At 43.7% G+C, this 23,865-nt stretch carries 23 protein-coding genes; 8 read left to right on the top strand and 15 right to left on the bottom strand.

What is annotated here, in order from left to right:
- Positions 1-30 precede the first annotated feature (30 nt).
- From ACO06Y_RS14900 to ACO06Y_RS14865, 8 genes are all read right to left on the bottom strand, one after another.
- Entirely contained in the window at positions 31-843 is an 813-nt protein-coding gene (locus ACO06Y_RS14900; RefSeq protein WP_422079780.1) for an enoyl-ACP reductase FabI, read from the bottom strand.
- A gap of 104 nt (positions 844-947) precedes the next feature.
- A complete protein-coding gene (gene recN / locus ACO06Y_RS14895; RefSeq protein ID WP_422079779.1) occupies positions 948-2,600 on the bottom strand; it encodes a DNA repair protein RecN in 1,653 nt (550 codons plus the stop codon).
- Between the two features lie 58 nt (positions 2,601-2,658).
- Positions 2,659-3,546, bottom strand: a complete 888-nt coding sequence (locus tag ACO06Y_RS14890) for a DUF4835 family protein (protein ID WP_422079778.1) — start codon at positions 3,544-3,546, stop codon at positions 2,659-2,661.
- On the bottom strand, positions 3,539-4,744 hold the full coding sequence (coaBC, locus tag ACO06Y_RS14885) for a bifunctional phosphopantothenoylcysteine decarboxylase/phosphopantothenate--cysteine ligase CoaBC (RefSeq protein ID WP_422079777.1): 1,206 nt from the start codon (positions 4,742-4,744) through the stop codon (positions 3,539-3,541). Before coaBC ends, ACO06Y_RS14890 begins: the two co-directional genes overlap by 8 nt.
- A gap of 4 nt (positions 4,745-4,748) precedes the next feature.
- Positions 4,749-5,081 carry a DNA-directed RNA polymerase subunit omega gene (locus ACO06Y_RS14880; protein WP_422079776.1) on the bottom strand — a complete coding sequence of 111 codons (333 nt, stop codon included), beginning with the start codon at positions 5,079-5,081 and terminating at the stop codon, positions 4,749-4,751.
- Between the two features lie 11 nt (positions 5,082-5,092).
- Entirely contained in the window at positions 5,093-5,947 is an 855-nt protein-coding gene (locus ACO06Y_RS14875; RefSeq protein ID WP_422079775.1) for an outer membrane protein assembly factor BamD, read from the bottom strand.
- Positions 5,948-6,066: 119 nt separating this feature from the next.
- Positions 6,067-6,957: a 4-hydroxy-tetrahydrodipicolinate synthase gene (gene dapA / locus ACO06Y_RS14870; RefSeq protein WP_422084184.1), complete on the bottom strand. Its 891-nt coding sequence runs from the start codon at positions 6,955-6,957 to the stop codon at positions 6,067-6,069.
- A 2-nt stretch (positions 6,958-6,959) separates the two neighbouring features.
- Entirely contained in the window at positions 6,960-7,490 is a 531-nt protein-coding gene (locus ACO06Y_RS14865; RefSeq protein WP_422079774.1) for a DUF6913 domain-containing protein, read from the bottom strand.
- 117 nt (positions 7,491-7,607) lie between these two features.
- Between ACO06Y_RS14865 and ACO06Y_RS14860 the strand changes: the two genes are divergently transcribed.
- The 5 genes from ACO06Y_RS14860 to ACO06Y_RS14840 all read left to right on the top strand — a co-directional run bounded on the left by ACO06Y_RS14860 (position 7,608) and on the right by ACO06Y_RS14840 (position 11,143).
- Positions 7,608-8,360, top strand: a complete 753-nt coding sequence (locus tag ACO06Y_RS14860) for a 5'-nucleotidase C-terminal domain-containing protein (protein WP_422079773.1) — start codon at positions 7,608-7,610, stop codon at positions 8,358-8,360.
- Between the two features lie 79 nt (positions 8,361-8,439).
- Complete coding sequence (locus ACO06Y_RS14855; RefSeq protein WP_422079772.1) at positions 8,440-9,348, top strand: metallophosphatase; 909 nt, start codon at positions 8,440-8,442, stop codon at positions 9,346-9,348.
- A 12-nt stretch (positions 9,349-9,360) separates the two neighbouring features.
- A complete protein-coding gene (locus tag ACO06Y_RS14850; protein WP_422079770.1) occupies positions 9,361-9,906 on the top strand; it encodes a PH domain-containing protein in 546 nt (181 codons plus the stop codon).
- Entirely contained in the window at positions 9,903-10,376 is a 474-nt protein-coding gene (locus tag ACO06Y_RS14845; RefSeq protein ID WP_422079769.1) for a GNAT family N-acetyltransferase, read from the top strand. The genes ACO06Y_RS14850 and ACO06Y_RS14845 overlap by 4 nt, the downstream gene beginning before the upstream one ends.
- On the top strand, positions 10,373-11,143 hold the full coding sequence (locus ACO06Y_RS14840; RefSeq protein ID WP_422079768.1) for an NIPSNAP family protein: 771 nt from the start codon (positions 10,373-10,375) through the stop codon (positions 11,141-11,143). The genes ACO06Y_RS14845 and ACO06Y_RS14840 overlap by 4 nt, the downstream gene beginning before the upstream one ends.
- Before the next feature lie 81 nt (positions 11,144-11,224).
- Here the strand turns inward: ACO06Y_RS14840 and ACO06Y_RS14835 are convergent, their stop codons facing one another.
- The 6 genes from ACO06Y_RS14835 to eat form a co-directional block, all read right to left on the bottom strand.
- Entirely contained in the window at positions 11,225-11,530 is a 306-nt protein-coding gene (locus ACO06Y_RS14835; protein ID WP_422079767.1) for a hypothetical protein, read from the bottom strand.
- A gap of 2 nt (positions 11,531-11,532) precedes the next feature.
- On the bottom strand, positions 11,533-12,897 hold the full coding sequence (locus ACO06Y_RS14830) for an aldehyde dehydrogenase family protein (RefSeq protein WP_422079766.1): 1,365 nt from the start codon (positions 12,895-12,897) through the stop codon (positions 11,533-11,535).
- The gene (locus ACO06Y_RS14825) at positions 12,894-13,640 is read right to left on the bottom strand and encodes a gamma-glutamyl-gamma-aminobutyrate hydrolase family protein (RefSeq protein WP_422079765.1); all 747 of its coding nucleotides are present in this window, start codon (positions 13,638-13,640) and stop codon (positions 12,894-12,896) included. The genes ACO06Y_RS14830 and ACO06Y_RS14825 overlap by 4 nt, the downstream gene beginning before the upstream one ends.
- Positions 13,637-14,785, bottom strand: a complete 1,149-nt coding sequence (locus ACO06Y_RS14820; RefSeq protein WP_422079764.1) for an iron-containing alcohol dehydrogenase — start codon at positions 14,783-14,785, stop codon at positions 13,637-13,639. Before ACO06Y_RS14820 ends, ACO06Y_RS14825 begins: the two co-directional genes overlap by 4 nt.
- Position 14,786: 1 nt before the next feature.
- The gene (locus ACO06Y_RS14815) at positions 14,787-16,145 is read right to left on the bottom strand and encodes a glutamine synthetase family protein (protein ID WP_422079763.1); all 1,359 of its coding nucleotides are present in this window, start codon (positions 16,143-16,145) and stop codon (positions 14,787-14,789) included.
- Between the two features lie 95 nt (positions 16,146-16,240).
- Positions 16,241-17,554 (bottom strand): ethanolamine permease, encoded by a 1,314-nt coding sequence (eat, locus tag ACO06Y_RS14810; protein ID WP_422079762.1) that lies wholly within the window; start codon positions 17,552-17,554, stop codon positions 16,241-16,243.
- A 683-nt stretch (positions 17,555-18,237) separates the two neighbouring features.
- Between eat and ACO06Y_RS14805 the strand changes: the two genes are divergently transcribed.
- The 3 genes from ACO06Y_RS14805 (at position 18,238) to ACO06Y_RS14795 (ending at position 21,218) form a co-directional block, all read left to right on the top strand.
- On the top strand, positions 18,238-19,473 hold the full coding sequence (locus ACO06Y_RS14805) for a hypothetical protein (RefSeq protein WP_422079761.1): 1,236 nt from the start codon (positions 18,238-18,240) through the stop codon (positions 19,471-19,473).
- Positions 19,474-19,585: 112 nt separating this feature from the next.
- On the top strand, positions 19,586-20,575 hold the full coding sequence (locus ACO06Y_RS14800) for an RES domain-containing protein (protein ID WP_422079760.1): 990 nt from the start codon (positions 19,586-19,588) through the stop codon (positions 20,573-20,575).
- A gap of 133 nt (positions 20,576-20,708) precedes the next feature.
- Entirely contained in the window at positions 20,709-21,218 is a 510-nt protein-coding gene (locus ACO06Y_RS14795; protein ID WP_422079759.1) for a hypothetical protein, read from the top strand.
- Positions 21,219-21,778: 560 nt separating this feature from the next.
- On the opposite strand, the gene ligA is transcribed toward ACO06Y_RS14795, so the two are convergent.
- Positions 21,779-23,773 carry an NAD-dependent DNA ligase LigA gene (gene ligA, locus ACO06Y_RS14790; RefSeq protein ID WP_422079758.1) on the bottom strand — a complete coding sequence of 665 codons (1,995 nt, stop codon included), beginning with the start codon at positions 23,771-23,773 and terminating at the stop codon, positions 21,779-21,781.
- Between the last annotated feature and the right edge of the window lie 92 nt (positions 23,774-23,865).

Genomic DNA, 23,865 nt, shown 5'->3' with positions numbered 1-23,865 from the left:
AGTGCATGGCTTTTGAACAAATTATTCTTTTTATTTGGAAAATGCATCAACAACTTCTTGACTCACGCCGGTATTGGAAAAGCCCCCGTCATGAAAAAGGTTCTGCATGGTTACCTTCCGAGTAAGGTCGGAAAATAAGGATACCGTATAATCCGCACAGTCATCTGCGGTAGCATTGCCCAAAGGGGACATCTTTTCCGCATAGCTAATGAATCCGTCGAATCCTTTAATGCCCTGGCCCGCAGTAGTTGCTGTAGGAGACTGGGAAATGGTATTGACCCTAACCTTCTTTTCCTTTCCGAAAAAATACCCGAAACTGCGGGCAACGGATTCCAAATAGGCCTTATTATCCGCCATATCGTTATAATCCGGAAAGCTTCGTTGTGCGGCAATATAGGTCAAGGCCACCACACTCCCCCACTCGTTCATCGCATCGGCCTTATAAAGGCTTTGCATTACCTTATGAAAGGAAAGTGCGGAAACATCCCATCCTTTAGTAGTAAAGTCGTAGTTCTCGTCCACATACTGCCTGCCCTTACGAACATTTACGGACATCCCTATGGAATGGAGTACAAAATCCAATTTACCGCCCAGGATCTCCATAGATTTTGACACTAAATTGTTGAGATTGTCCTCGTTGGTCGCATCGGCCGGCACTATTTCCGAGCCCGTGCTTGCGGCCAAATCCTTGATTTGACCCATGCGCATGGCAATAGGTGCATTCGTCAAAACAAAGGCACCTCCTTCCTCATGAACCCGTTCTGCGGTTTTCCATGCTATGGAATTGGCATCCAATGCCCCGAAAATGATTCCTTTTTTGCCTTTCAATAAGTTGTAAGCCATAAATACGGTTTCTTAGGTTGATGCGCAAAGATATTAAAATTAACTGCGGCTTTTGATTGTGAAAACCCGGAAAAATCAAAACCCGATTTGGTACTTTGTAATTCTTAATTCAACAATTGCCGTGCATGGGCCATGGCCGAATCCGTCAGATCCTTGCCCCCCAACATTTCCGCAAGTTCCACTACCCTTTCGTCCGGATTCAACTTTTTCATTTGGGTACGCGTGGTTCCATCTTTTTCCGTTTTGTAGACCTTGAAATGATGGTCGCCTTTTGAGGCCACTTGTGGCAAATGTGTTATGGAGAAGACTTGCATGGTTTTGCTCATACCTTGCATGATATCTCCCATACGGTTGGAAATCTCACCTGAAACTCCGGTATCGATCTCATCGAACATAATGGTCGGTAAATTTTCATATTGCGCCAAGATTGCTTTTATGGTCAACATAATGCGTGAAAGCTCCCCTCCTGAAGCCACTTTCTTCAAATCACCAAAGTCCGTTCCCTTATTGGCCGAAAAAAGGAAGACTAGATCGTTCTTCCCATTGGGCCTGAAATTTTGGGAATCCTTTATCTCCAATTTAAAGGTTGCGCTGGGCATACCCAAGGAAGCCAAACTCTCCTCCAACTGCCCCTTTAATTTTGGAAGTACTTCCAACCTCCGTTTTCCCAAGGTAGCCGCAATTTTTTCCAAAGCCTCTTTCTTGGCTTCCAATTGCATTTCTTTTTCAGCTATGGCAGCATCCAGATTTTCGGTGGCCATCACTTTTTCTTTCAATTCCGCCTTTATGGTGACGAGTTCCGATACATCATGGGCCCCATGCTTTTTTTGTAAATCGTATAGCAATTGCAACTTTGTACTGGTTTCTTCCAACAATTTGGGATTTACTTCCACCTGCTCCAGAGTGGACTCCAACTCGGAACCAAGATCGTCTATTTCTATATAAATGGACTGTATCCGCTCATCTAGTTGCCTATATTGATTGCCAAAACCTGATAATTTAGTGGAGACCTGTTTTAATTCCAACAATAGGTTAAGGACTCCCATCTGCTCATCGTTCAGCAATTGATGCCCTTTTGAAAGTTGCTCCAAAATGGTTTCCACATTACTTAACTGTTCGTGTTGTTCCTCAAGCCTTTCCTGAATTCCGGGTTCCAATGGAGCGGCTTTCAGTTCTTGTAATAGAAAACTGTTGTAGTCGTGTTCCTTTATGGCATTTCTTTGGAGTTCACTGAGTTGTTCAAGTTCCCTTGAAATGTTTTGATAATCGTCCAATCTATCGGAATACTCGGAAACAATTTTCTTATTGTCCGCAAGTGCATCGATTACCTTTAGTTGGAAATCGTTTTCCGTAAGTTGTAAAGTCTGATGTTGGGAATGCACATCGATCAGACGGTCTCCCAATTGGGAAAGCACGCCCAAAGTCACGGGTGTGTCATTAATAAAAGCCCTGGATTTGCCACTGGGGAGTATCTCACGTCTTATGATGGTCTTGGGTTCATAATCCAGGTCATTTTCCTCAAAAAGCCCTTTTATGTCATATTTCCCGATTTCGAACTCCGCCTCAACAATACACTTTTTCTCCTTATTACGGAGAGAGGACAAGTCTGCACGTTTACCCAGTACCAAGGACAAACCTCCCAACAAGATGGATTTGCCCGCTCCGGTCTCCCCGGTAATACAGCTAAAACCATGGGTAAAGGAAACGTTAATATCGTCAATAAGGGCGTAATTGTTTATGAGAAGGTTATTCAGCAATGCACTACAGGATTAGTGCTGCAAAGATAATCGATATTCCGATGAAAAAATGGGAGGCTCAGTATTTTATGTCATTCCAGGTACTGGAATATAGGGGAGCGATACGATTAAGCGTTTCCTTTAACTTTACAATATCCACTTTTGGGCCATCGCTAAAGATATTTTGAATCTCTTCGGATTTGGCATCAAAAAAGGTTTGGATCAAGAATGCATTGGGCCTGCGCTTAATCATGGTCTCGAACAAGTTCATGGTACCAGCTATGACCTGCTTGCCCGTACTGTTGTTATCCCCAAAAATATCAAGCCCCTTTCTATGGTAATTGTACATGGCCACCCGATATTCCCTGAAGGTATTGGACAGCAGATTGTCCACAAGCTCAAAGCGACTGCGATTACTGGACTGACTCCAGCCTGCCGAATTACTTCCTTGGGCCTGGGTGACAATACCTTGTGCGGTTCTGTAGTGTTCGGTACCCCCCTCAAGTGAGAATGTATCCGCATCCAGCCCCAAAATAATGTAGACGTAGTACGAGATTACACTCACCAAATTGGACTCGTACACGTTCTGATTAAAGAAGAGCGGTTGAAATTCAATATATTCAAAATTGAATTGATCGTCCTTGTAATTGAAGATCGGAGTTTCATAGGAGGTATTGAATACCGGGCGGGAGGACTGAATTTGGATATTGGCCTCAAATCGGTTATTCTCAAAGTTGGTAACCGTAATAAACATTTGGGCATTGACCCTTTCGTTTTCCTGATATACCCTGTTGGTCCATTTGTTCTTATTGATGAAGTCCGTTAGGGAACGCTCCAATGTTACGAATATCTGCTGGTTGGTCTGCGAAACCTGGTCCGAATTCACGGTAACCGTACAGTTCATTTCCTGTGCCAATGCACCTGAAAAAAATACGGTACAAAATAGGATGATTAGAATGCTACGCATGGATTCTGTTGATAATTTCCTTAAGGATGTCAGAGGCTACCACCGACTTCTCCTTTACATCAAACGCCGTTAAGTTCAAATTCTTGTCTATAAAGGTGATTTTATTGGTCGATTTTCCAAAACCGGCCCCGGTATCGTTCAAGGAATTCAAAACAATGGCGTCCAAATTCTTCTTCTTCAATTTTTTCTTTGCATTCTCGATTTCATTTTCGGTCTCCAATGCAAATCCAACCAAATACTGATCCTTCTTTTGTTCCCCTAAGGACAAGAGAATATCCTTGTTCTTGACCAGTTCCAAGGTAAGTTCGTTTTCTTCTTTTTTGATTTTTTGATCGGCCACGGTTCTTGGTCTATAATCGGATACAGCGGCCGCACAAACAGCAATGTCCGTTTCCGGAAAATGTTCATGTGCCGTATGGTACATCTGTTCCGCGGAGACCACCCTCTGAAGATTTATCGCCGGGTGCGTCACATTTAAATGCGAAGGCCCCGATACCAAAATTACCTGGGCACCCAAATCGGCCGAGGCTTTTGCAATTTCATATCCCATTAGACCAGAGGAATGGTTACCGATAAACCGAACGGGATCAATGGCCTCATAAGTGGGCCCGGCCGTAACCAATACCTTTTTGTTGTGTAATGGCAATCCTTGGGCCAAGTGCTCCTGTATAAAGACAATTATGTCCTCTGGCTCTGCCATTCTTCCTTCCCCATATAATCCACTGGCCAACTCGCCGGAAGTTGCGGGTATTATAACATTGCCAAAAGATCGCAATTTCTCAAAAGATACCTGGGTGGATGGATGTTGGTACATATCCAAATCCATGGCGGGGGCAAAAAAAACCGGACATTTTGCAGAAAGATATACGGCCAACAACAAGTTATCACAAACGCCATTGGCCATTTTGGAAAGCGTATTGGCAGTTGCGGGAGCTATTAGCATTAGGTCTGCCCAAAGCCCAAGTTCCACATGATTGTTCCAGTCCGTGATATGTTCCTCCTCTTTGACAAATGAAGTTAACACCGGATTCTTGGAAAGGGTGGCCAAGGTCAGGGGGGAAACAAAGGAGCCGGCACTTTCTGTCAAAACAACTTTGACATCGGCGCCAGCTTTGATCAATAAACGAACGAGAAAGGTCGTCTTGTAGGCCGCAATCCCTCCGGTAATTCCTAAGAGGATGTTTTTGCCGCCGAACATGATACTAAACGTCTTTCTCCGTATTCCTATGATATATCTTGTCCTGTAACCATTCCTCTATGGCCAAGGCATGGGGTTTTGGTAATTTCTCGTAGAATTTGGATACTTCTATTTGTTCCTTGTTCTCAAAAACCTCTTCCAAACTGTCGCTGTAGGTAGCGAACTCTTCCAGTTTTTCCAACAGTTCCTTTTTAATTTCAGAATTTATCTGTATCGCTCTTTTAGCGGTTATGGATATAGCCTCATAAATGTTGTCCGTTTTGGCATCAAACTCGTTCTTGTTGATGGTAATGGTAGAGACTGGAGCCTTTGAATTCTTTAAATCATTCATATTCATGTGGAATAATGTTATTTAGCTTCCTTGTTATCGTTTAGTACCGTGCTGTTGGCGAGTTCCTTTTCTATGGTCTCCAAAAGATTGTCCGCTTCTTCCGCATATTTGGTTTCCGGATATTGCTTTTTCAACACATTGTACGCGGCTTTTGCCGTCTGTAATCGTTCAGGTTTTAAGGACTCAAAACTGTTTAACGCCAGATTAGTGGTAGCTTCGACCTTTACGTACAGAGCCTCTTCCCGATATATGGAACCTGGAAAATCCGAGACAAAATTGTCCAAGGAGGCGACTGCCGACTTCAACATATCGTAGTTGAATTCACCCAACTTGTTATACTGCTTGGCAATTTCAAAAGCCTTTTTTTCCTTTTTTGTGGTAAGTTCCTGGGCCATATCATTGGCTTCCGGAAAAAATTCCGAATCTGGATAGGTGTTTATAAAGGTTTGCAATTTTGCCAAGGCCTTATCCGTATCCGTTTGGTCCAAGGAATATTCGGGAGATAGTTCATAATAGCTTTTGGCACCCAGGAATGAGGCTTCGGGTACTTTGTCACTTTTGGGATACGACTTTATAAACCGTTCAAATTGGTAGCCGGCCATATTGAAATCCCCTCGCTTAAAGTAGGTGTTTGCCAAAAAGAACATGACCCGTTCCCCTTGTGGCTTTCCTACATATTTGGGAGCTATTTGTTCAAATAAACGATTGGCTCGTTTATAGTCTTCCTCTTCATAGAACTTTTGGGCCAAATCATATTTTGGCTTCACTTCTTCGTTTTTAAGTACTTTTTGATATTCACTACAGGACTGAAGGGCAAATACAATAATTGCCATTATTACTACGTAGGAAAGTCGACCGATTTTCGAAAACATTTTGCAAAATTAGGAATTCTTAATGGATATAAAAAACAAATTATATACCGCTAAAATAACGCCTATGTTCCTTGTTCCTTATATTTTGGCTAAGATTTAACGTTCTGAATCCAAACGATTTAGGCATGAACCTCACTAAAAGGTCGGACAAAGTCCTTTAGAATTTGCTTCAATTGTGGTGTTGCTTCTACCAGGGGCAGGCGAACCGTTGCGGCACATAGACCCAATATCTCAAAAACCGCCTTGATACCGGCAGGATTACCCTCTTGAAAAATAAGGGACATCCCTTCTTGTAGTCTATAATGTAATGCGTAGGCATCGTCCGGCCTATTTTCAAGACCCAAGCGAATCATCGTTGAAAATTCTCTGGGAATGGCCTGTCCCAAAACGGAAATCACCCCAGATCCACCGGCCAAAACGGTTGGCAGTGCGGTAATATCATCTCCGGAAATGACCATGAAATCCTTGGGCTTTTTCTGTATAAGGTCCATCACTTGGATCATATCGCCCGAAGCCTCTTTAATGCCAACGATGTTTTCAAAATCGTTGGCCAACCGAAGCACCGTACCCGGCAACATATTACTACCTGTCCTGCCCGGTACGTTATACAGGATTATAGGCTTATTGGTGACCTCGGAAATGGACTTAAAATGCTGGTAAATCCCTTCTTGCGTAGGTTTGTTATAATATGGTGAGACGGAAAGTATGGCTTCAAAATGCTCGGATTCAAAGGCCTTTACCTCATCAACGATCCGGTAGGTACTATTTCCGCCGATACCCAAAACCAAGGGCAGCCTTCCGGCATTTGCAGAGATAACCGCCTCCATGACCACTTTCTTCTCGGCCTTGTTCAAGGTAACGGATTCGCCGGTAGTACCCAATACTACAAGATAATCCACCCCACCATCAACACAATAGTCAACGATGCGTCCAAGGGCTTCGGTATCTATTGAAAAATCCTTGTTAAAGGGAGTCACTAAAGCAACACCAGTACCTTTTATAGTATCCATCATCAAATCTCGTTAAGTACGCCCAAGTACTTTTTCAGTTCCATTTTAAAAGTCTTAAAATCCTCCAAGGGTGAATTTAATATGATATCATTAAAGCTTTGATCTACAGTTTTGAATCCTACCCTGACCCGGGCCTTCGCCTTTATACTCATCAACTGGATGAGCAAATTCTCCTCATCAAAATAATTGACCAATAAATCATATTCCCTACTCAAAAACTCAAGGGCATAACTGTTTTCAATATTTCCGTTCCAACCCAAATCCTTATCGGAGAATACCGGCGTAGAATAGGGGGAATTCTTATCATAATAACTTTTGTACCCAATGATTTTTACGGCATTCGGGCGTAATTTATATTCCTCCACAAACTCGAAAAAAACCTCGGCCTTATCAAATTTATCCAGATCCACAATACAACCTACCGAGGTTATACCACTGCTCCGATTTACGATCGGTGCAGGTTTGTCCATTTCTTCCTTAAGAAATTTAACGGCGGATTTATGCTTGAATTTATCTTTTATTCCCTTAAACATTTACTTTTACATTTTGTAGGTATTCAAGTCCTTGATTTTCAAAAACGGGGTTCCACAAATGTAAAGAATATCCACGCATATCCATTTGCTAAGATAAAAAGGTTTAGGGTTTTAAAAATGAAACATTTTGTTACATTTATAACAATTAGTTCTTTGCTGGCTTGTAAGCAAAATCCGCCTGTACTCACAAAACTAGAAGCCACCCAGGTACAAATAGATAATTCGTTAATTTCATCGGATTCCGTGGAAGCTTTTCTCCATCCATATAGTAAGCGATTGAACCAGGTGTTGGACAGTGCCCTGGCCTATGCCCCCAAAAAAATCTCGAAAGGGGACGGTGAATACAATACCAGTGCCGGAAACCTGTTGGCGGATATCATGCTCTCCGAAACCCGGTCCATTTTTAAATCCCGTACCGGAAAGGACATTGATTTTGTTTTGTTCAATCACGGAGGTATCCGGTCTATCCTTTCCAAGGGCAAGGTATCGGCTCGGAACGCCTATGAAGTTATGCCCTTTGAAAATGCGGTTACTGTCGTAGCACTCAAGGGAACCTCGGTTCGGGATTTGGTGTCCTATTTGGTGCGAATGAGACGCGCGCATCCTATTTCCGGGATGCAGGTTGTCCTCAACCGGGACGGAAGTCTTTCATCCGCCACTGTTCAGGGAAAACCTATTGATGATAAGCGCATCTATTATATTGCAACATCCAGCTATCTGGTTTCCGGAGGGGACAATATGCTATTCTTTAAGGAGGCCCTTGAGGTCTTTGAAACCGATTATAAAATTCGCAATATGCTCATTGATTATTTTGGAAAAGTGGACACTTTAAATCCAAAGATCGATGACCGATTTGTACGTTTAAAATGAAAGGGGAAATCTCAAAAAACAAATAACAAATACCAGTAAATTCAATTAGAGTTTGGGATTTGGTGTTTGATAGTTGAAAATGAACCGACGAGACTTCATAGCAAAAACTACCGCATCCTCTGCACTGTTGGGGTTGGGCGGGCTTTCCATGGGTTCATGTTCCGAACGGCAAAGGCATATCACCATTCTTCATACCAATGACGTACATAGCCATATTGAACCCTTTCCCAAAAGTCACTCGAACTATCCAAACTTGGGAGGGGTGGCGCGGAGGGCGACCTTGATACAACGTATTCGTGAAGAAAACCCGAATACCCTATTGTTCGACGCAGGCGATATTTTTCAGGGCACGGCTTATTTCAATTTTTACGGCGGTGAACTGGAATTTAAGCTCATGAGCATGTTGAAATATGATGCCGCTACCATAGGGAACCACGATTTTGACAATGGTATCGAAGGTTTGCTCGCGCAACTTCCCAACGCCTGTTTTCAGCTGCTTTCGGCCAACTATGATTTTAGCAATACCCTTATGGACGGTCATACAAAACCCTACTCTGTGTATACGGTGGACGGGATAAAGATCGGGGTATATGGCCTTGGGATTAAATTAGAGGGCTTGGTCAACCAAAAACATTATAAGGAGACTCTATATCTAAATCCCTATGAAATGGCGTTGGATAGCGAGCGGATTCTAAAGGAAGACGAACACTGTGATCTCATTATATGCCTATCCCATCTGGGATATAAGTATAAAAATGAAAACCGACCCAGTGACGTGAAACTGGCAACCTCTACACGATATTCGGATTTGGTCATTGGAGGCCATACCCATACATTCTTGGAAAAACCGACCGTGGTCAAAAATCGTAATGACAAAGACGTATTGGTAAACCAAGTAGGGTGTTTTGGTATAAATTTAGGCCGAATTGATTTCTATTGGGATGCCGCCAAGAACAAAAACGGAAATGGAGTTACATTGACCATCTAAATTACCTATCACATGTCCACTGACATCCCTATTGTAAAGGAAGCCACTTTTAATCCAAAAATCAAAACCTATATTTTGCTTACGGTGGCATTTTTCTTGACCATTTCCGTTGCTGGAATCCCCTTGCTCCTGCCCTGGTTTTTGGGTTTAGGGCAGGCCATGTCCCATCGCTATTACCAAAACCTCAAATGTTCGTTGACCCAAAAACATTTGGAGTTTAAAAAAGGGGTATTGTTCAAGGTGGAAAAGACTATTCCCTTGGAAAACATACAAGACCTTACCTTTATTGAAAATCCCTTGTTGAAATATCTTGATCTACGTGTCTTAAAGATAGAAACCGCCGGAAATAGTAATCTCAAGGGGAGCGATATGAAATTGATCGGAATCGTTGACGCATCGGATTTTAAAAAGCAGGTACTGCATCAAAGGGAACTGCTTGTCAACGAAAACAGGAGACCCGGACATGGGGAAGGAGAGGACATCCAAAAAGAAACGCTCAAGGTACTTGGCGAAATTCGGGATATTTTGAAGGATATGCAAAAAGACACTACCCAATGATAACATTTAAGAGAACGGACTCCTCCCATCCCGACTTCATTCAACTCGTGGCCCTATTGGATGCGGATCTGGCAACTCGTGATGGAGAAGACCATGCTTTTTATGACCAATTCAATGGGATAACGGATATTGGTCATGCCATAGTTGCATTCCGTGAAGAGATTCCGGTGGGCTGTGGGGGCATTAAGGAATTCAAAAACGATATGATGGAGGTAAAGCGCATGTACGTAATCCCGGAGGCCCGTGGAACTGGAATGGGAAGCGCCATACTGCAAGAGTTGGAACGATGGACCGCTGAATTGGGGTATACCCATTGTATTTTGGAGACGGGAAAACGGCAGCCCGAGGCCATTGCACTCTACAAAAAGAACGGATATACCGTAATCCCCAATTACGGACCTTATGAGGCCATGAAAAATAGTGTCTGTTTTCAAAAAGATGTATCTTTCAGCAAAAACCAAGACCAATGAAAAAAATAGGCCTTTTTGTAGTTACCCTTATCTGTTCCCTTTCGCTAAATGCCCAGGCCCGGGAATACTACCAGCTTAAAATCTATACGTTTGATACGGAGGCTCAGCAACAGAGTACGGACGATTATCTAAAAAATGCCTTCTTGCCAACCCTAAAACGTTTAGGTATTGAAAATGTGGGTGTCTTTAAGCCCCATCCCAAGGATGATGGCGAGACCCCCAAGCAGACCTATGTCTTGATTCCCTTTAAATCGATTGTGGAATTTGGGTTACTGGACGATACCCTGGCCAAGGACAAGGCCCATCAGGAGACCGGGAAAGCGTATTGGGAAGCAGCCCATGATAATGCGCCCTACAAACGCATAGAATCCATTTTTATGAAGGCCTTTGTGGATATGCCCAAAATGGAACCTTCAAAATTGGATGGTCCCCGAAAGGACCGTATCTATGAACTACGCAGTTATGAGGCAGCCACGGAAAATCTATATCGAAAAAAAGTGGACATGTTCAATGCTGGAGGAGAGGTGGAACTTTTTGATCAGCTGGATTTCAATGCCGTATTTTATGCGGAAGTACTCTCAGGGGCCAATATGCCCAATCTGATGTATATGACCACCCATGCCGATCGGAAAATCCGTGATGCCAATTGGAAGGCCTTTGTAGAATCTCCGGAATGGGAAAAGCTAAAGGTGATGCCCAAATACCAGAATACCGTTTCCCGGAATGATACGCGATTGCTGTACCCTACGGAATATTCGGATTATTAAGACAATACCCCTTCCGTCACGCCATAGGCGTGACAACTTCCTCTGCTAGGGAAGGAACACATATATATCCCATAAAAAGTATTACGGATTTTGGATGACGAACTCAACAATCCCTTTAAGTTCCTCCTCCAAACTAACTTTAGGAAAAGGTTTCCCCGCCCTGCGGTACCAATACCCGGCATTCCATTCATCCCCTTCCTTGCGGTGGAGGTATCCATGAATCCAGCTGCCCATATCTGTATGCATTTCCTGGGCGATGTCATGGGAAGCGCCCCAGTCCCCTTTGGCATCGTACCATAAAGCTCTTAGGCTTTCCGGCCAATCACCAGGCGCTTCTTGATTCGATAGCGAATTTTCAAATTCATTATAATCCCTAGGAATTTTCATAATCAAGGTCTTAAATGATAGGATTTAGGTTGTACAAAGGCACGGATACCTTGGGCCGATAGCGTAGCCCCCAGTCCCGAATGCTTTCGGCCGGACCATGGTACATTGGGACTTACCTGATCACAACAGTTCCAGTAGGCGGTACCTACATCAAGTCGCTCCAGGACTTTTAATGCCCTTCTTTGGTCACTGGAAAAAACTGCGGCGGTCAACCCATAGTCGGTATCCTTCATCAACTCCAAAGCTTCGCTATCCGAACTCACCTTTTGAATCCCGATAATAGGCCCAAAAGACTCCTCCTGCATCACTTTCATTGAAGCGTCGCAATTGACCAAGACAGTGGGCTCAAAATAGTAGCCCTTTCGATCCATCCGCTGCCCTCCAGTTTTGAGAATGGCTCCCCTATCCAAGGCATCAGCAATCTGATTTGTAAGAACTTCCAATTGTTGCACTCGCGTCAAGGGGCCTATATAAGTTTCCAGATCCGTTGGATCTCCAACGGTATAGGAATTTACTTCCGTCACCAAAGATTGGACAAACTCATCGTGAATAGCACTGGAAACATAAATCCGTTCCACCGCACAACAACTTTGACCATTGTTATAAAAGGCACCCTCGGCCGCATTTATGGCTGCTTGCCGTACATGGGCCACATCGTCCATGACGTATAAGGGATCCTTACCTCCCAGTTCCAACTGTACGGGAACCAGTTTATGGGCGACCGTCCGTGCAATATGAAGTCCTGTCCTATATGAGCCGGTAAAAAAGTAGCCATCCAGATCTTCTTTCAATATGTGCTGCCCAAGGTCTCCACCTCCGATTACACAGCGAAATACATTTTTAGGGACACCGGCCTGCCACAGATACTTTTCAAATTGTTTCCCTGTCAAGGAAGCAAATTCCGAAGGTTTATATAAAACGGAATTGCCAGCGGTCAGGGCATACAAAAAAACATTATAGCCTACGTTGTACGGGAAATTCCAAGCCGATATATTGGCTATTACTCCCAAAGGCTCATACTCGATTTTTTCATGGGTATTTCCTGAATCGACCAAAGTTTCGGGGGCCAACCATTTTTCCGCATTGTCCTGCAAATGGTCGATCCTATTTTGTGCCCCTTGGATCTCATTCAGGGATTGTTGTAGGGGCTTACCGGTTTCCGAAGTCAATATATGGGCAAGTTCTTCCAAATTCTGTTGTATCAATTCCCCAAAACGAATAATACAGCCCAGCCTCTCCGTCACGGGTTTTTTAGCCCAGTTTTTTTGCCCTTCCCTAAGGAACCCTATAATTCGGGGCAAGTCTTGGGCATCCATTGTCTGCAATTGGGTAATGACTTCTTCAGTTGCGGGGTTTATTACCTTCATTGTTCGTCTTTTACATGTTCTAGAAACGCATCGTAAAGCGTATGGGCATCTATCAATTCCCCATTAAGGGTATGGGAAAATTCGGGATGCCACTGAACTGCCATGACCTTTCCATTGGGCTCTTTTGTATATCCGAATGCCTCAATAATTCCGTCGGGTGCAGTAGCGTACACTTCCAAATGGTCTCCCAAATCCTTAACCGCCTGATGATGCACGGTGTTCACATAAGAATCCTTTGTATTGCCGTAGCGTTGGGCCAGAAAGGTGCCTTCTGTCCATACTATGGGGTGTTTTATGGTATCGTACAATTGTGCCGAGCGGTGTTCCATGGCCTCTTGGTTTTGGGTCACCGTATCTTGGTAAAGGGTTCCCCCAAAATAGACATTCATCAACTGCAACCCCCGGCAAATACCCAAGACCGGTCTGGAGTTTTTAATGGCATAATCCAGCATTTTTAGTTCGTACCGATCCCTATAGGCATCACCTTTCCATTTGCCCAAAGGCTTTTCGCCATAGGTTTCCGGAGCTATGTCGCTCCCCCCTTGAAAAACAAATCCATCCATTTCCGATAGGATATCATGCAACAATTCCTCTTTCACATTGGGAATGAGGACGGGTAACACGCCCTTTTGAGTGACATATTGCGCCATGTCGTTCTCCATATATGTAAGGGATTTGGGCCCAAATACGGTTCGATTCCCATCGGGATATAAAAAACAGGCAGAGATTCCTATTTTAATCATAAAGCTTGTGTATAAAGCATTTTGAAATCTTCTTTTGTTACGGGTCTTGGATTATTTGGATGACAAAAGTCCGCTTCGGCCAGGCCCGATAGTTGTGCAATGTGTTCTTGGGTGACACCGATATCGGATAGTTTGATCGGCAGGTTCAATGTATCGTTCATTTCAAAAAGATGCTGCACTACCCTATTTCCCTGTTTGTTTCCCAATCCAAAGGCATCGGCCATTTTATCAAATCGGTCTTCACACCCCTCATAATTAAATTGCATACCATACGGCAGATTAACCGCATTAGCCAAACCATGATGCGTATCCAAAAGGCTGGAAAGCGGATGTGCCAGGCTGTGTACCACCCCTAGGCCTTTTTGAAAAGCTACGGCCCCCATTAAAGAGGCCAACAACATTTTGGCCCTAGATGTAACATCAGGCCTGTGCGTTGCTATTTCCAACGAATCGGAAATCAATCGTATGCCTTCTAGGGCAATACCATCGCACATCGGATGAAAATTTTTGGCCAGGTACGCTTCCATATTATGGGTCAAAGCATCCATCCCCGTGGCCGCCGTAACAAATGGAGGCAATTCCATAGTGAGCAAAGGGTCGGCAAAAACCATTTTCGCCATCAATTTGGGGCTAAAAAGGATTCTTTTCTTTTTGGACTCGTCCTCTGAAATTATGGCACTTCGCCCAACTTCGCTTCCGGTTCCCGCCGTAGTGGGAATAGTTACAAAATGGGGGACTTCTTCGGTTACATATTTATCCCCTCCAATTAAATCGTCGTAATCGAACAAATCCCGCTTATGGAAAATTCGTAGCGCAATGGCCCGTGCCACGTCCAATGCCACACCTCCGCCTATCCCAACAATACAATCCCGATCGGTTTCATGATAGGCCTCTCCGCCCTTAAGCACATCGGATTTTACAGGATTTTTATGCATCTCATTAAATACCTGTACGCTTAATACTTTTTGTTCCAAATCCTGTTGTATGTCCTTAAAAAAAGGCAGTTGGGAAACGGTGCCATCCGTTACCAGTAAAGGTCTTGAAAGGGCATGATTTTTTAAATAATCCGCCAACTCCTTGCTGGCACCCGGACCAAACCGTATGGGAGCAGGAAAATTGAAGCTGTAAACTTGATTTACATCCATATTAGATAATTTCGAAATAGCGTTTGGTTTCCCAATCGGTAACCTCCCCCGAAAACTGTTGCCACTCCCATTCCCGGGTTTTTGTAAAATGATCTACAAAATCGTCCCCAAAAAGCTCCTTCGCAATTTTTGACCTTTTCATCCTTTGGGAGGCCTCCCATAGATTAGTGGGTAATAGGCCCTTTTTAACCGCATACCCATTGCCTTTGGTTTCCGGAGTATCCAATTTCAGCTGGTGTGTAATGCCATACAATCCGCTGGCAAGACAAGCGGCCATGGCCAAATAGGGATTTACATCGGATCCCACCACCCGATGTTCAATGCGGGTCGATTTCCTATTCGAAGACAAAACCCTTAGGGAACAGGTTCTATTATCATGCCCCCAAGTTTGATTGATCGGGGCCCAAGCGCCGATGACCAATCGTTTGAAACTATTAATGGTGGGTGCGAACATGGGCAATATTTCCGGAAGACACTTTAATTGACCGGCCAAAAAATGTTTCATCAAGGGGCTCATGCCATCCACCGCCTTTTCGTCATAAAACAAGTTCTCTTTTCTTGTTGAATTCCAAAGGCTCTGATGGATATGCCCCCCACATCCGGGAAGGGTACTCGTCTGTTTGGCCATAAAACTGGGGATAATCCCATGCCGATACCCTATTTCCTTTACCGCGCTTTTAAATAGAACGGCCCTATCGGCGGCCTCTAAAATTCCACTATACTGAATAGCGGCCTCAGTGACCCCGGGTCCCGTTTCGGTATGCAAACCCTCCAAAGGCACTCCAAAGGCTTCCAATAGGTGGAACAGGTCGTTAAAATACTCGTGATTTTCCGACATTCGCAAAATGGAATACCCGAACATTCCGGGAGTCAATGGCTGTACGTCCCGGTATCCCTTTTCATTAAGGGAATCCGAGGTTTTACGATAGTTGAACCACTCAAATTCCTGTGAGAACATGGGTGTAAAGTCCATATCCCGAGCTTGGGCTATAACTTTTCGAAGCAGACTTCTGGGGCACATCGCCAAATCCTCGGCTTTATCGCTTTTAAAATCCACCAAGAAAAAAGGTGTATCCTTCTCCCAGGGGATGGTACGAAAAGTGTTTAAATCCACCCTGGCGTCAAAATCGCCATAACCTGTATGCCAACCCGTTACTTTGATATCATTGGTATAGTCCTTATCCTCCATGTCCCATCCAAATACCACAGAGCAAAAACCGAATCCATTGTCGACAGCCGACAAAAACTTGTCCCGATGCATATACTTACCTCGTAATATTCCATCAATGTCCACCAGGGCCACCTTTACCTTGGTATACTTTCCTTCCTGTATTACATTGATAATCTGGTCTTTGTCCATGAGAAGTGATTCTGAAAGTTTTAACGCGCCTCGCTACCTAGCACTACGGTATAAAAATATCACTTTACGCCAAAAAACCGAACGTTACAGGAAGCTCATTCCATTTTTTTATTGAGAAAGAGTAGAAAGAAAATATAGGATAGCCCTACAATACCAAAAAATATAGCCGCCAAGGTCGGGTTGTAATAGCTCATGGCCACCAGGGCAACCACGGAAATTACCAAGGCGACCATTGGGAAAAACGGGAACAGGGGCACTTTAAAGGGACGTTCCATGTCCGGTTCCTTTTTACGCAACGCGAAAAAAGAACACATGGATACCACGTACAGTCCCAAGGCTCCAAAACAGGCAATGGTAATGATTTCTCCCGTAGCCCCCGTAAATAAGGCTATAATACCAATGGCGGTATTAAAGACCAAAGCATTTGCAGGTGTCCTAAAACGCGATTGTACCTTTCCCAAAGGCTTTGGGGCATAACCCCTTCGACCAAATTCAAATGTGGCACGGCCACCGGCCAAAATAATGCCATGAAAAGAGGCGATCAGGCCTAGAAGTCCAATGCCGATCAAGAGTTTATACAGAAAATGTCCACTATCCACTATTTGGGAAAGGGCCAAGGGCAAGGGTGAATCCGAGGGCATATCACTCCCCTCCGGATAGACCACCGCTTCCCAACCTGCGACGCCTACCGCGGAAACAAAGGTCAATACACAAAGAAAGACCAAAGTCGCTATGGCCGACCCAAACCCGATCAGAATACTGCGTTGGGGATTAATTGCTTCCTCCGCCACATTAGCCACCCCTTCTATGGCCAGAAAAAACCAAATGGCAAAAGGTATCGCGGCAAAAATCCCCTCATAACCATTGGGGAGCGGATTCATGCTTAGGTTGGCCATCTCGAATTCCGGAAGGGTGACCCCGGCAAATATCAAGAGTTCCAGTACCGCCAAAATGGTCACGACCAATTCAAAGGAGGCAGCAAGCTTAACCCCGAGGACGTTGATGATGGTAAAAATCAGGTAAGCCCCGATAGCAAAAACCATGATGTCGATCGTGGGATACACCAGATTGAGATACGCGCCAATAGCGGCCGCTATGGCCGGCGGGGCAAAGATAAATTCGATATTCTGGGCAATACCGGCAATAAACCCCAAATGCTTGCCTAGCCCACGATGGGCATATTCAAAAGCGCCTCCTGCCTTGGGTATGGCACAGGCCATTTCGGTATAGCTGAAGGTGAAGGTAACGTACATAAGAATGATAAAGGCCGTGGCAATGGCCAGGCCATAGGTACCTCCCTCGGCAAGGCCTAGGTTCCATCCGAAATACATTCCCGAGATGACGTAGCCCACCCCAAGTCCCCAGAGCATCAAGGGATTCAATGCTCTTTTCAATCGGACTTTCTCCATATCTATTTTTTGGGTGGCTTAAGGTATTGGCGTGAGTCGCCATCGCGACAAAAGTAAAAGAAAATGGGCAATAGTCTAGCGGGTTGGTACAAATTACCCCTTCCGTCACGCTGAAAGCGTAACACCTTCCCCTCTCAAGGGGAAGGAGCATTTTAAATCAGAATTCAAAATATGAAAACAAAAAAAAGCTCCCCACCCTTTTAAGGGAGGGGTGGCTTCCGTTCCGCCAAGGGCGGAACGGGAAGACGGGGCGGGTCAAGCCACGGTTTCCCATTTGCTTGAAAGTACTATTGTTTACATATAGGCACGACCCCTTCCGTCGCGCTATAGCGGACACCTGCCCCTGACAGGGGAAGGAACATATAAAGAATCAAAAAACTATGGAAGCATTCGAGAGGAATCTTCTCCCAAGAATAGGTAGAGAAAGCTTCGAATGGCACCGAAAACGATATAATCGTTTTTGGCGAAGTTTCGATACCGGTTTGCGCTGTGCAAGGCGCGAAAATTCCTGGGGAGAAGTGTACTTTCTTTGGTTCGTTTCTTTGTACAAGCAAAGAAATGAACGTAAAGCTACCCCTTCCGTCACGCCTTAAGCGTGACACCTTCCCCTGAGAGGGGAAGGAACATATATGTCATGTGTTTTGGGGTTACGTAGGATTACCATTTCCAAAATGCCTATTTTCATGGGAACAAAATCGTTGCGGTTGTTCCGAAAAGTAACCATACCACCCATACTTTCCAAGGGCCTGCCTTGGATATTGTCGCTTTCGTTTACCTTGTTCATTTACCAGATTCATATGACCCCGAATGTGGACAGTATGTTGAACGAGAACAACGACCGACTTTCCCTGGTCTTCCTCAAATCCCAAATCCGATACCACCAGGAATTCGCTCCTTTTGCCCGAAGACCCTTAACAAGCAGTCTTATTGAAACCACAACGCAGCTTTTTGATATCCCCTTGGGACAAGCCTTTGTCTGGGTCAATTTTATCTTGCTGTTCTGTAGTGGTGTTCTCCTCTACATCCTGTCCAGGGCATTGCATGCGAGCCAAAAACATGGATTGTTGAACATGACGGTTTATTTTTTGAGCTTCTCGGTGCTGTTTAGCTTTTTTCCACCGGTCTTTAGTTATGACGAACCCTTGCAGTATTGCCTGATCCTATTGGCCTTATGGGCCTTTGTCTTAGGGAGATGGTGGTTCTATGTGCCCTTCTTTACCCTAGCTTTGATATGTCGGGAAACCTCGGTATTGTTGCTCCCGGCCCTTTTCTTCTTTTGTCCAGAAAAGAAACCATCCCATACCCCTTTACAGCAATTTGCCGTTTTGTTTTTACCCCTACTGCTCTACGGGCTTTTTATTGGCTACTACCTAGAATCGCACGACTTATGGGGCGTTACCCAAAATGAAATGAACTCCCGTTTTGGCTGTTTTCTGGAGAATTTTGAAAATCCCAAAAACACAGTGGAATCCCTGACCTCACTATTCCTGACCCTAGGGCCTTTTCTTTATTTGACCGTTGTAGTTTTAAAAAGAAAAACGGTTTCTGCGTATCAGAAAAAATGGCTCCATGCCTTTTTGTTGACCGTAGCCTTAAATACCCCCTTGGTATTCCTGACTTCCTTTGCTCGGGAAGCCCGACTCTTTGCCTTGCCCTTATTTTTTCTCTGGCCGGTCTTTGCCCAACTTTTTGACAAGGAATTGCTCCTTCTAGTCCAATGGAAAACCTATATCCAACTCGCAAAAGAGTATAGACACATCCTTATTTTATTAGGACTTACCTTATTCAACTATCTCTTTTGCTTTCAAATCTACCAAAAATTGAGGCTGGGGGAAAACAATTACTTTACGGAATATCTCTTTGTTCTGGTACTTCTGCTAAGCATACATTTCATAGCGAAGCGGTTAAAAACTTTTTGACAATTCCTGCAATAGGATTTTGTGCGCTTTACTTTTTGTAGGATTTTTAGGGTATCCTATTACCGGCAAACATATATATCCAATAGCCCAATTTATGTCACATTAGAAGAAGATGAGCGAAAATTTTGAGGACTTTCCCACTCTAGATGAAACAAAAGTAGCAATCGAAAGATTGAAAAAAGTTGATTGGCCAAGAATTTCGGATTATAAAAACGCTGATGATTTCTTAAAAGAAGTCGAGGGAATATTTTTTCAAGAATTTAAAATTCTACCTAACATCTTCAAACTATTCAAACCTGAAGAATTTAAACTTCCAATATTTCGAGTTAGAGAAGTAAATTCTTTTACAAATATCAGCCAATTTTCTGAACATAGTTATCCGCCAATAAACTTAACGGGATTTAATCGTTGCAATTTCCCAAAAAGCCCTGTTTTCTATTGTTCTGACAATCCAATGACAGCTTTAATGGAAGTTGTTAGGAACACTGATTACAAACAAAGAAAATTTTGTATTTCAAAATGGGAGTTAATTAATTCTGACGAACAGTTTGCTTTCCAGACTTTTTTGCAAACCGAACTTCATCGAGACAATTATTACGGAGTATTGAAAAACGCAGAAATAGACCAATTAGATGAGCCATTTGAGAATAAACTTGATAGAGAAAGAAAGGCTGGATTGCTGGAATATTTAAAATTTCTTCATTCAGTATTCATAAGTGATGAAAGCTATGCCTTATCTGCAAGTATTGCTCATCGAACATTAAACGCTAAACATAATTTAGCAACAGATATTTTAATGTACCCAAGTATTCAAACACAGTACAAAGGAGTAAATATGGCAATTAACCCAAACTTTGTTGATAATATGATGAGAGTACAAAGATTCTATATTGTTGAATTAGAAAACTACAATATAGAAAATGGAAAATTCAATGTGTCTATTTCCAAGTATGGGGACATTAAAAAAAATATCATTTTCTGGAAAAACTTAAATCCAGAAGATCGTATATATAAGAATTATATGCTGACTGATTTCAGAAGTCTACTAGATGACAATTTTAAATGGGAGTTTAACAAAGTAAAAGATAAAATTCCACGATAATGGTTATAGTTCACTACGGCTACACCAACTAATCTGAATTTTAAGCCTTTTTGTTAAATTTACCTTTACGACAGAACGATACTTTTACACAATTCAGTAACGAAACCAAGATTATGATAGAGTATAAAAAGAAATGAGTAGTTTGACAAATAGGATATATGATGAATTGAATGAATGGAAGTATTCGCAGTTGGCAATTAGTGCTGCCCTAGAAATACAAAACAGAAATCATAAAATTCTGGATTTCGTTCTTGTATTAATATCATTAATTGGTATTGCAGGTTGGTTTAGAAATGAAGAATTGAAGATTATATGGACTACAGTGCTAATAGCCGTTCAGGGAACCAGATTGTCAAAAAATCTATTTCTAAAATCTTCAAATGAACGCTTTAGTATGAAGAATTCTTTAGATTTTTATAACTATCACCTTAGGGACCTCGAAAACTTGTTCTTCGACTTTTATGATGGGAGGTTCCCAAATGAAAGTGTGGACAAAAAGCTTAGAAAATTACAAGATGAAGAGAGGAACATATTTGGAAATCAATCCTTCGGGACAATAAATCTGGGTAAAAAGAAACAATCTCAAATTGAATCTCAAACGGATAAGTATTTACTTAAAATAAAACGTATCATTAATGTTTAACTATTCACCAATGAGTGCAGACAAGCCATTACGACCAAATAATCCTCGAAGCCCTTCTAGGCCTGCAACACCTAGGCGAGAAGAACGTTCAAATCCCGCAGTACCCCCAAGAAGAACACCTCCTCCGCCACCTCCGCCGCCTCCGAAAAGAGATTAATCAATAAAAATAGAGTGAGCAAAAATTGTTATGGTTGCGTATCATTCCCAATAAAAGCACTTTAAATTTGAAAAAGGTGGAAATTGTAAAAAGAGGTAGGTGGCTTTATGACCGGACGGTTGAGAAACACGTAGTCATAATAAAACAAAACTGGGATTATTATTTCGATAAAGGATACGACGATTCTCCGCAAGATTTAAACTCAAAAGGTTCTGCATATTACGCAATACTTGATTGCGTCGACCTTAACACTTCTATAAGATCCCGTACTTGCCTATCTTTGAGCGAAGCAATCAATCTTTCAGAAGAAAAACTACCTAGTAAGGTTGTTTGGGACGATTGAAACAAAGACTAGAAATTTTATATTACTTCATACAGCCAAAATCGTATTTGAAACACGCCCCTACACCATCCCCAAAAACTCCGTCTCTGAAATAATAGGTACCCCCAAACCTTCCGCCTTGGTGCGTTTACTAGGCCCCATATTGGCTCCAGCTACCAGATAGTTGGTCTTGGAAGATACCGAGGAGGCCACCTTGCCCCCATTGTCCTCGATCAGTTTTTTCAATTCGTTGCGGCTTATGGTCTCAAAGACTCCCGAGACTACGAAGGTCTGTCCCTTTAGGGTATCCGTTTGGTTTTCCAACTGGGCCTCGGACAACGAAAATTGGAGCCCATAACCTTTGAGTCGATCTACAATTTGTCGATTTTCATCCTTGCCAAAGAATTCCACGACACTTTGGGCGATCCGTTCCCCAATTTCATCCACGGCTACCAGTTCCTCTTCCGTAGCGGTCATCAAGGCATCGATATGTTTATAGGCCCGGGCCAGTTTTTTGGCCACGGTCTCCCCTACATACCGTATCCCCAAACCGAACAATACCCGCTCAAAGGGAATCTGCTTGGAGGCGGTTACCCCGTTTACCAAATTCTCGGCGGATTTCTCCGCCATCCGTTCCAAGGGCATCACCTGTTCCTTGGTCAAGGTATAGAGATCGGCATAGTTGGCAATCAAACCTTCCTTAAACAAGAGTTCCACCGTCTCGCTCCCCAAACCTTCGATATCCATGGCCTTTCGGGAGATAAAATGCTGGATACGCCCGGTAATCTGGGGCGGGCAGCCTGTATCATTGGGACAAAAATGCTGGGCCTCGCCCTCCTTACGTACCAATGGCGTACCACATTCCGGACATAGTGCAATGTATTGGGTCGGTCGGGAATCCACCGGACGTTTCGTAAAGTCCACGCCCATAATCTTTGGAATGATCTCGCCCCCTTTTTCCACAAAAACAGTGTCCCCTTCCCGGACGTCCAACTTGGCAATCTGATCGGCATTATGTAGGGAGGCCCGCTTTACCGTGGTACCGGCCAACAACACCGGTTCTAGATTGGCCACAGGCGTTATGGCCCCCGTACGCCCTACCTGATAGGTGATTTCGTTCAATACCGTAGACACCTGTTCCGCCTTAAACTTATAGGCCAGGGCCCATCGTGGGGATTTGGCCGTATAGCCCAGCTCCTCTTGATGGCGAAGGTTGTTTACCTTTACCACCACCCCATCCGTCTCATAGGGCAGTTCATGCCGATGGACTTCCCAATATTCCACGAATTTCAGGACTTCGTCCGTGGTATTGCACAACTTTGCAATCGTGGGTACCTTAAAGCCCCACTCCCGGGCCTTTTCCAACATTTCGAATTGGGTGGTGATATCCAAATCCTTCCCTACGATACTATACAATAGGCACTCCAAGGGACGTTGGGCCACAAGGGCACTGTCTTGTAACTTTAAACTTCCGGCTGCCGTATTCCGGGGGTTCATGTAGGGTTCCTCCCCATTTTCCACCCGTTCCGCATTCATTTTGGCAAAGCCTTCAAAAGGCAACACGATTTCTCCCCGAATATCGAATTTGGGGGCATAACCACCCTTCAGCTGTAAGGGCACGGAACGAATGGTCTTTACATTGGTGGTCACGTCATCGCCTTGAAAACCATCACCCCGGGTTACCGCCCGTACCAATCGCCCATCCTCATAGGTAAGGCTAATGGAGGCTCCGTCATATTTGAGCTCGCAGGTAAACTGAACCTCCACATTGCCCAAAATACGTTGGATTCGCTTTTCCCAATCCATCAAATCTTCCTTGGAATAGGAGTTGTCCAGGGAGTACATGCGTTCGTCATGGGTGACCGTTTCAAAATTCTTGGTGACCATGCCCCCTACCCGTAAGGTGGGCGAAGTGGGGTCGTGGAATTCCGGATGTTGTTCCTCCAGGGCCTGAAGTTCCTTGAGCTTCATATCGAACTCATAATCCGATATCACCGGTTGATCCAGTACATAATAATTGTAATTGTGTTGGCGGAGTTCTTCGCGGAGAGAGGTTATTTTTTGTTCAATACTCATTGTTGTTGGGTTCGATGGTTGGTGTCAGATGTTAGTTGTCGGTTGGCAATTCTAAGTTTCGAGTTTCGAGTTTCGGGTTTCGGGTTTCGGGT

The organism is Ulvibacterium sp., assembly GCF_965228935.1.
In the GTDB taxonomy this organism is placed as follows: Bacteria; Bacteroidota; Bacteroidia; order Flavobacteriales; family Flavobacteriaceae; genus Ulvibacterium.
This window is presented reverse-complemented; position numbering and strand designations above follow the sequence as displayed.

Coding starts and splice junctions, on each gene's coding strand:
- ACO06Y_RS14900 (WP_422079780.1), bottom strand. CDS start 843: ATGGCTTACAACTTATTGAAAGGCAAAAAAGGAATCATTTTCGGGGCA.
- ACO06Y_RS14890 (WP_422079778.1), bottom strand. CDS start 3,546: ATGCGTAGCATTCTAATCATCCTATTTTGTACCGTATTTTTTTCAGGT.
- coaBC (WP_422079777.1), bottom strand. CDS start 4,744: ATGTTCGGCGGCAAAAACATCCTCTTAGGAATTACCGGAGGGATTGCG.
- ACO06Y_RS14880 (WP_422079776.1), bottom strand. CDS start 5,081: ATGAATATGAATGATTTAAAGAATTCAAAGGCTCCAGTCTCTACCATT.
- ACO06Y_RS14875 (WP_422079775.1), bottom strand. CDS start 5,947: ATGTTTTCGAAAATCGGTCGACTTTCCTACGTAGTAATAATGGCAATT.
- dapA (WP_422084184.1), bottom strand. CDS start 6,957: ATGGATACTATAAAAGGTACTGGTGTTGCTTTAGTGACTCCCTTTAAC.
- ACO06Y_RS14865 (WP_422079774.1), bottom strand. CDS start 7,490: ATGTTTAAGGGAATAAAAGATAAATTCAAGCATAAATCCGCCGTTAAA.
- ACO06Y_RS14860 (WP_422079773.1), top strand. CDS start 7,608: ATGAAACATTTTGTTACATTTATAACAATTAGTTCTTTGCTGGCTTGT.
- ACO06Y_RS14855 (WP_422079772.1), top strand. CDS start 8,440: ATGAACCGACGAGACTTCATAGCAAAAACTACCGCATCCTCTGCACTG.
- ACO06Y_RS14850 (WP_422079770.1), top strand. CDS start 9,361: ATGTCCACTGACATCCCTATTGTAAAGGAAGCCACTTTTAATCCAAAA.
- ACO06Y_RS14845 (WP_422079769.1), top strand. CDS start 9,903: ATGATAACATTTAAGAGAACGGACTCCTCCCATCCCGACTTCATTCAA.
- ACO06Y_RS14840 (WP_422079768.1), top strand. CDS start 10,373: ATGAAAAAAATAGGCCTTTTTGTAGTTACCCTTATCTGTTCCCTTTCG.
- ACO06Y_RS14835 (WP_422079767.1), bottom strand. CDS start 11,530: ATGAAAATTCCTAGGGATTATAATGAATTTGAAAATTCGCTATCGAAT.
- ACO06Y_RS14830 (WP_422079766.1), bottom strand. CDS start 12,897: ATGAAGGTAATAAACCCCGCAACTGAAGAAGTCATTACCCAATTGCAG.
- ACO06Y_RS14825 (WP_422079765.1), bottom strand. CDS start 13,640: ATGATTAAAATAGGAATCTCTGCCTGTTTTTTATATCCCGATGGGAAT.
- ACO06Y_RS14820 (WP_422079764.1), bottom strand. CDS start 14,785: ATGGATGTAAATCAAGTTTACAGCTTCAATTTTCCTGCTCCCATACGG.
- ACO06Y_RS14815 (WP_422079763.1), bottom strand. CDS start 16,145: ATGGACAAAGACCAGATTATCAATGTAATACAGGAAGGAAAGTATACC.
- eat (WP_422079762.1), bottom strand. CDS start 17,554: ATGGAGAAAGTCCGATTGAAAAGAGCATTGAATCCCTTGATGCTCTGG.
- ACO06Y_RS14805 (WP_422079761.1), top strand. CDS start 18,238: ATGGGAACAAAATCGTTGCGGTTGTTCCGAAAAGTAACCATACCACCC.
- ACO06Y_RS14800 (WP_422079760.1), top strand. CDS start 19,586: ATGAGCGAAAATTTTGAGGACTTTCCCACTCTAGATGAAACAAAAGTA.
- ACO06Y_RS14795 (WP_422079759.1), top strand. CDS start 20,709: ATGAGTAGTTTGACAAATAGGATATATGATGAATTGAATGAATGGAAG.
- ligA (WP_422079758.1), bottom strand. CDS start 23,773: ATGAGTATTGAACAAAAAATAACCTCTCTCCGCGAAGAACTCCGCCAA.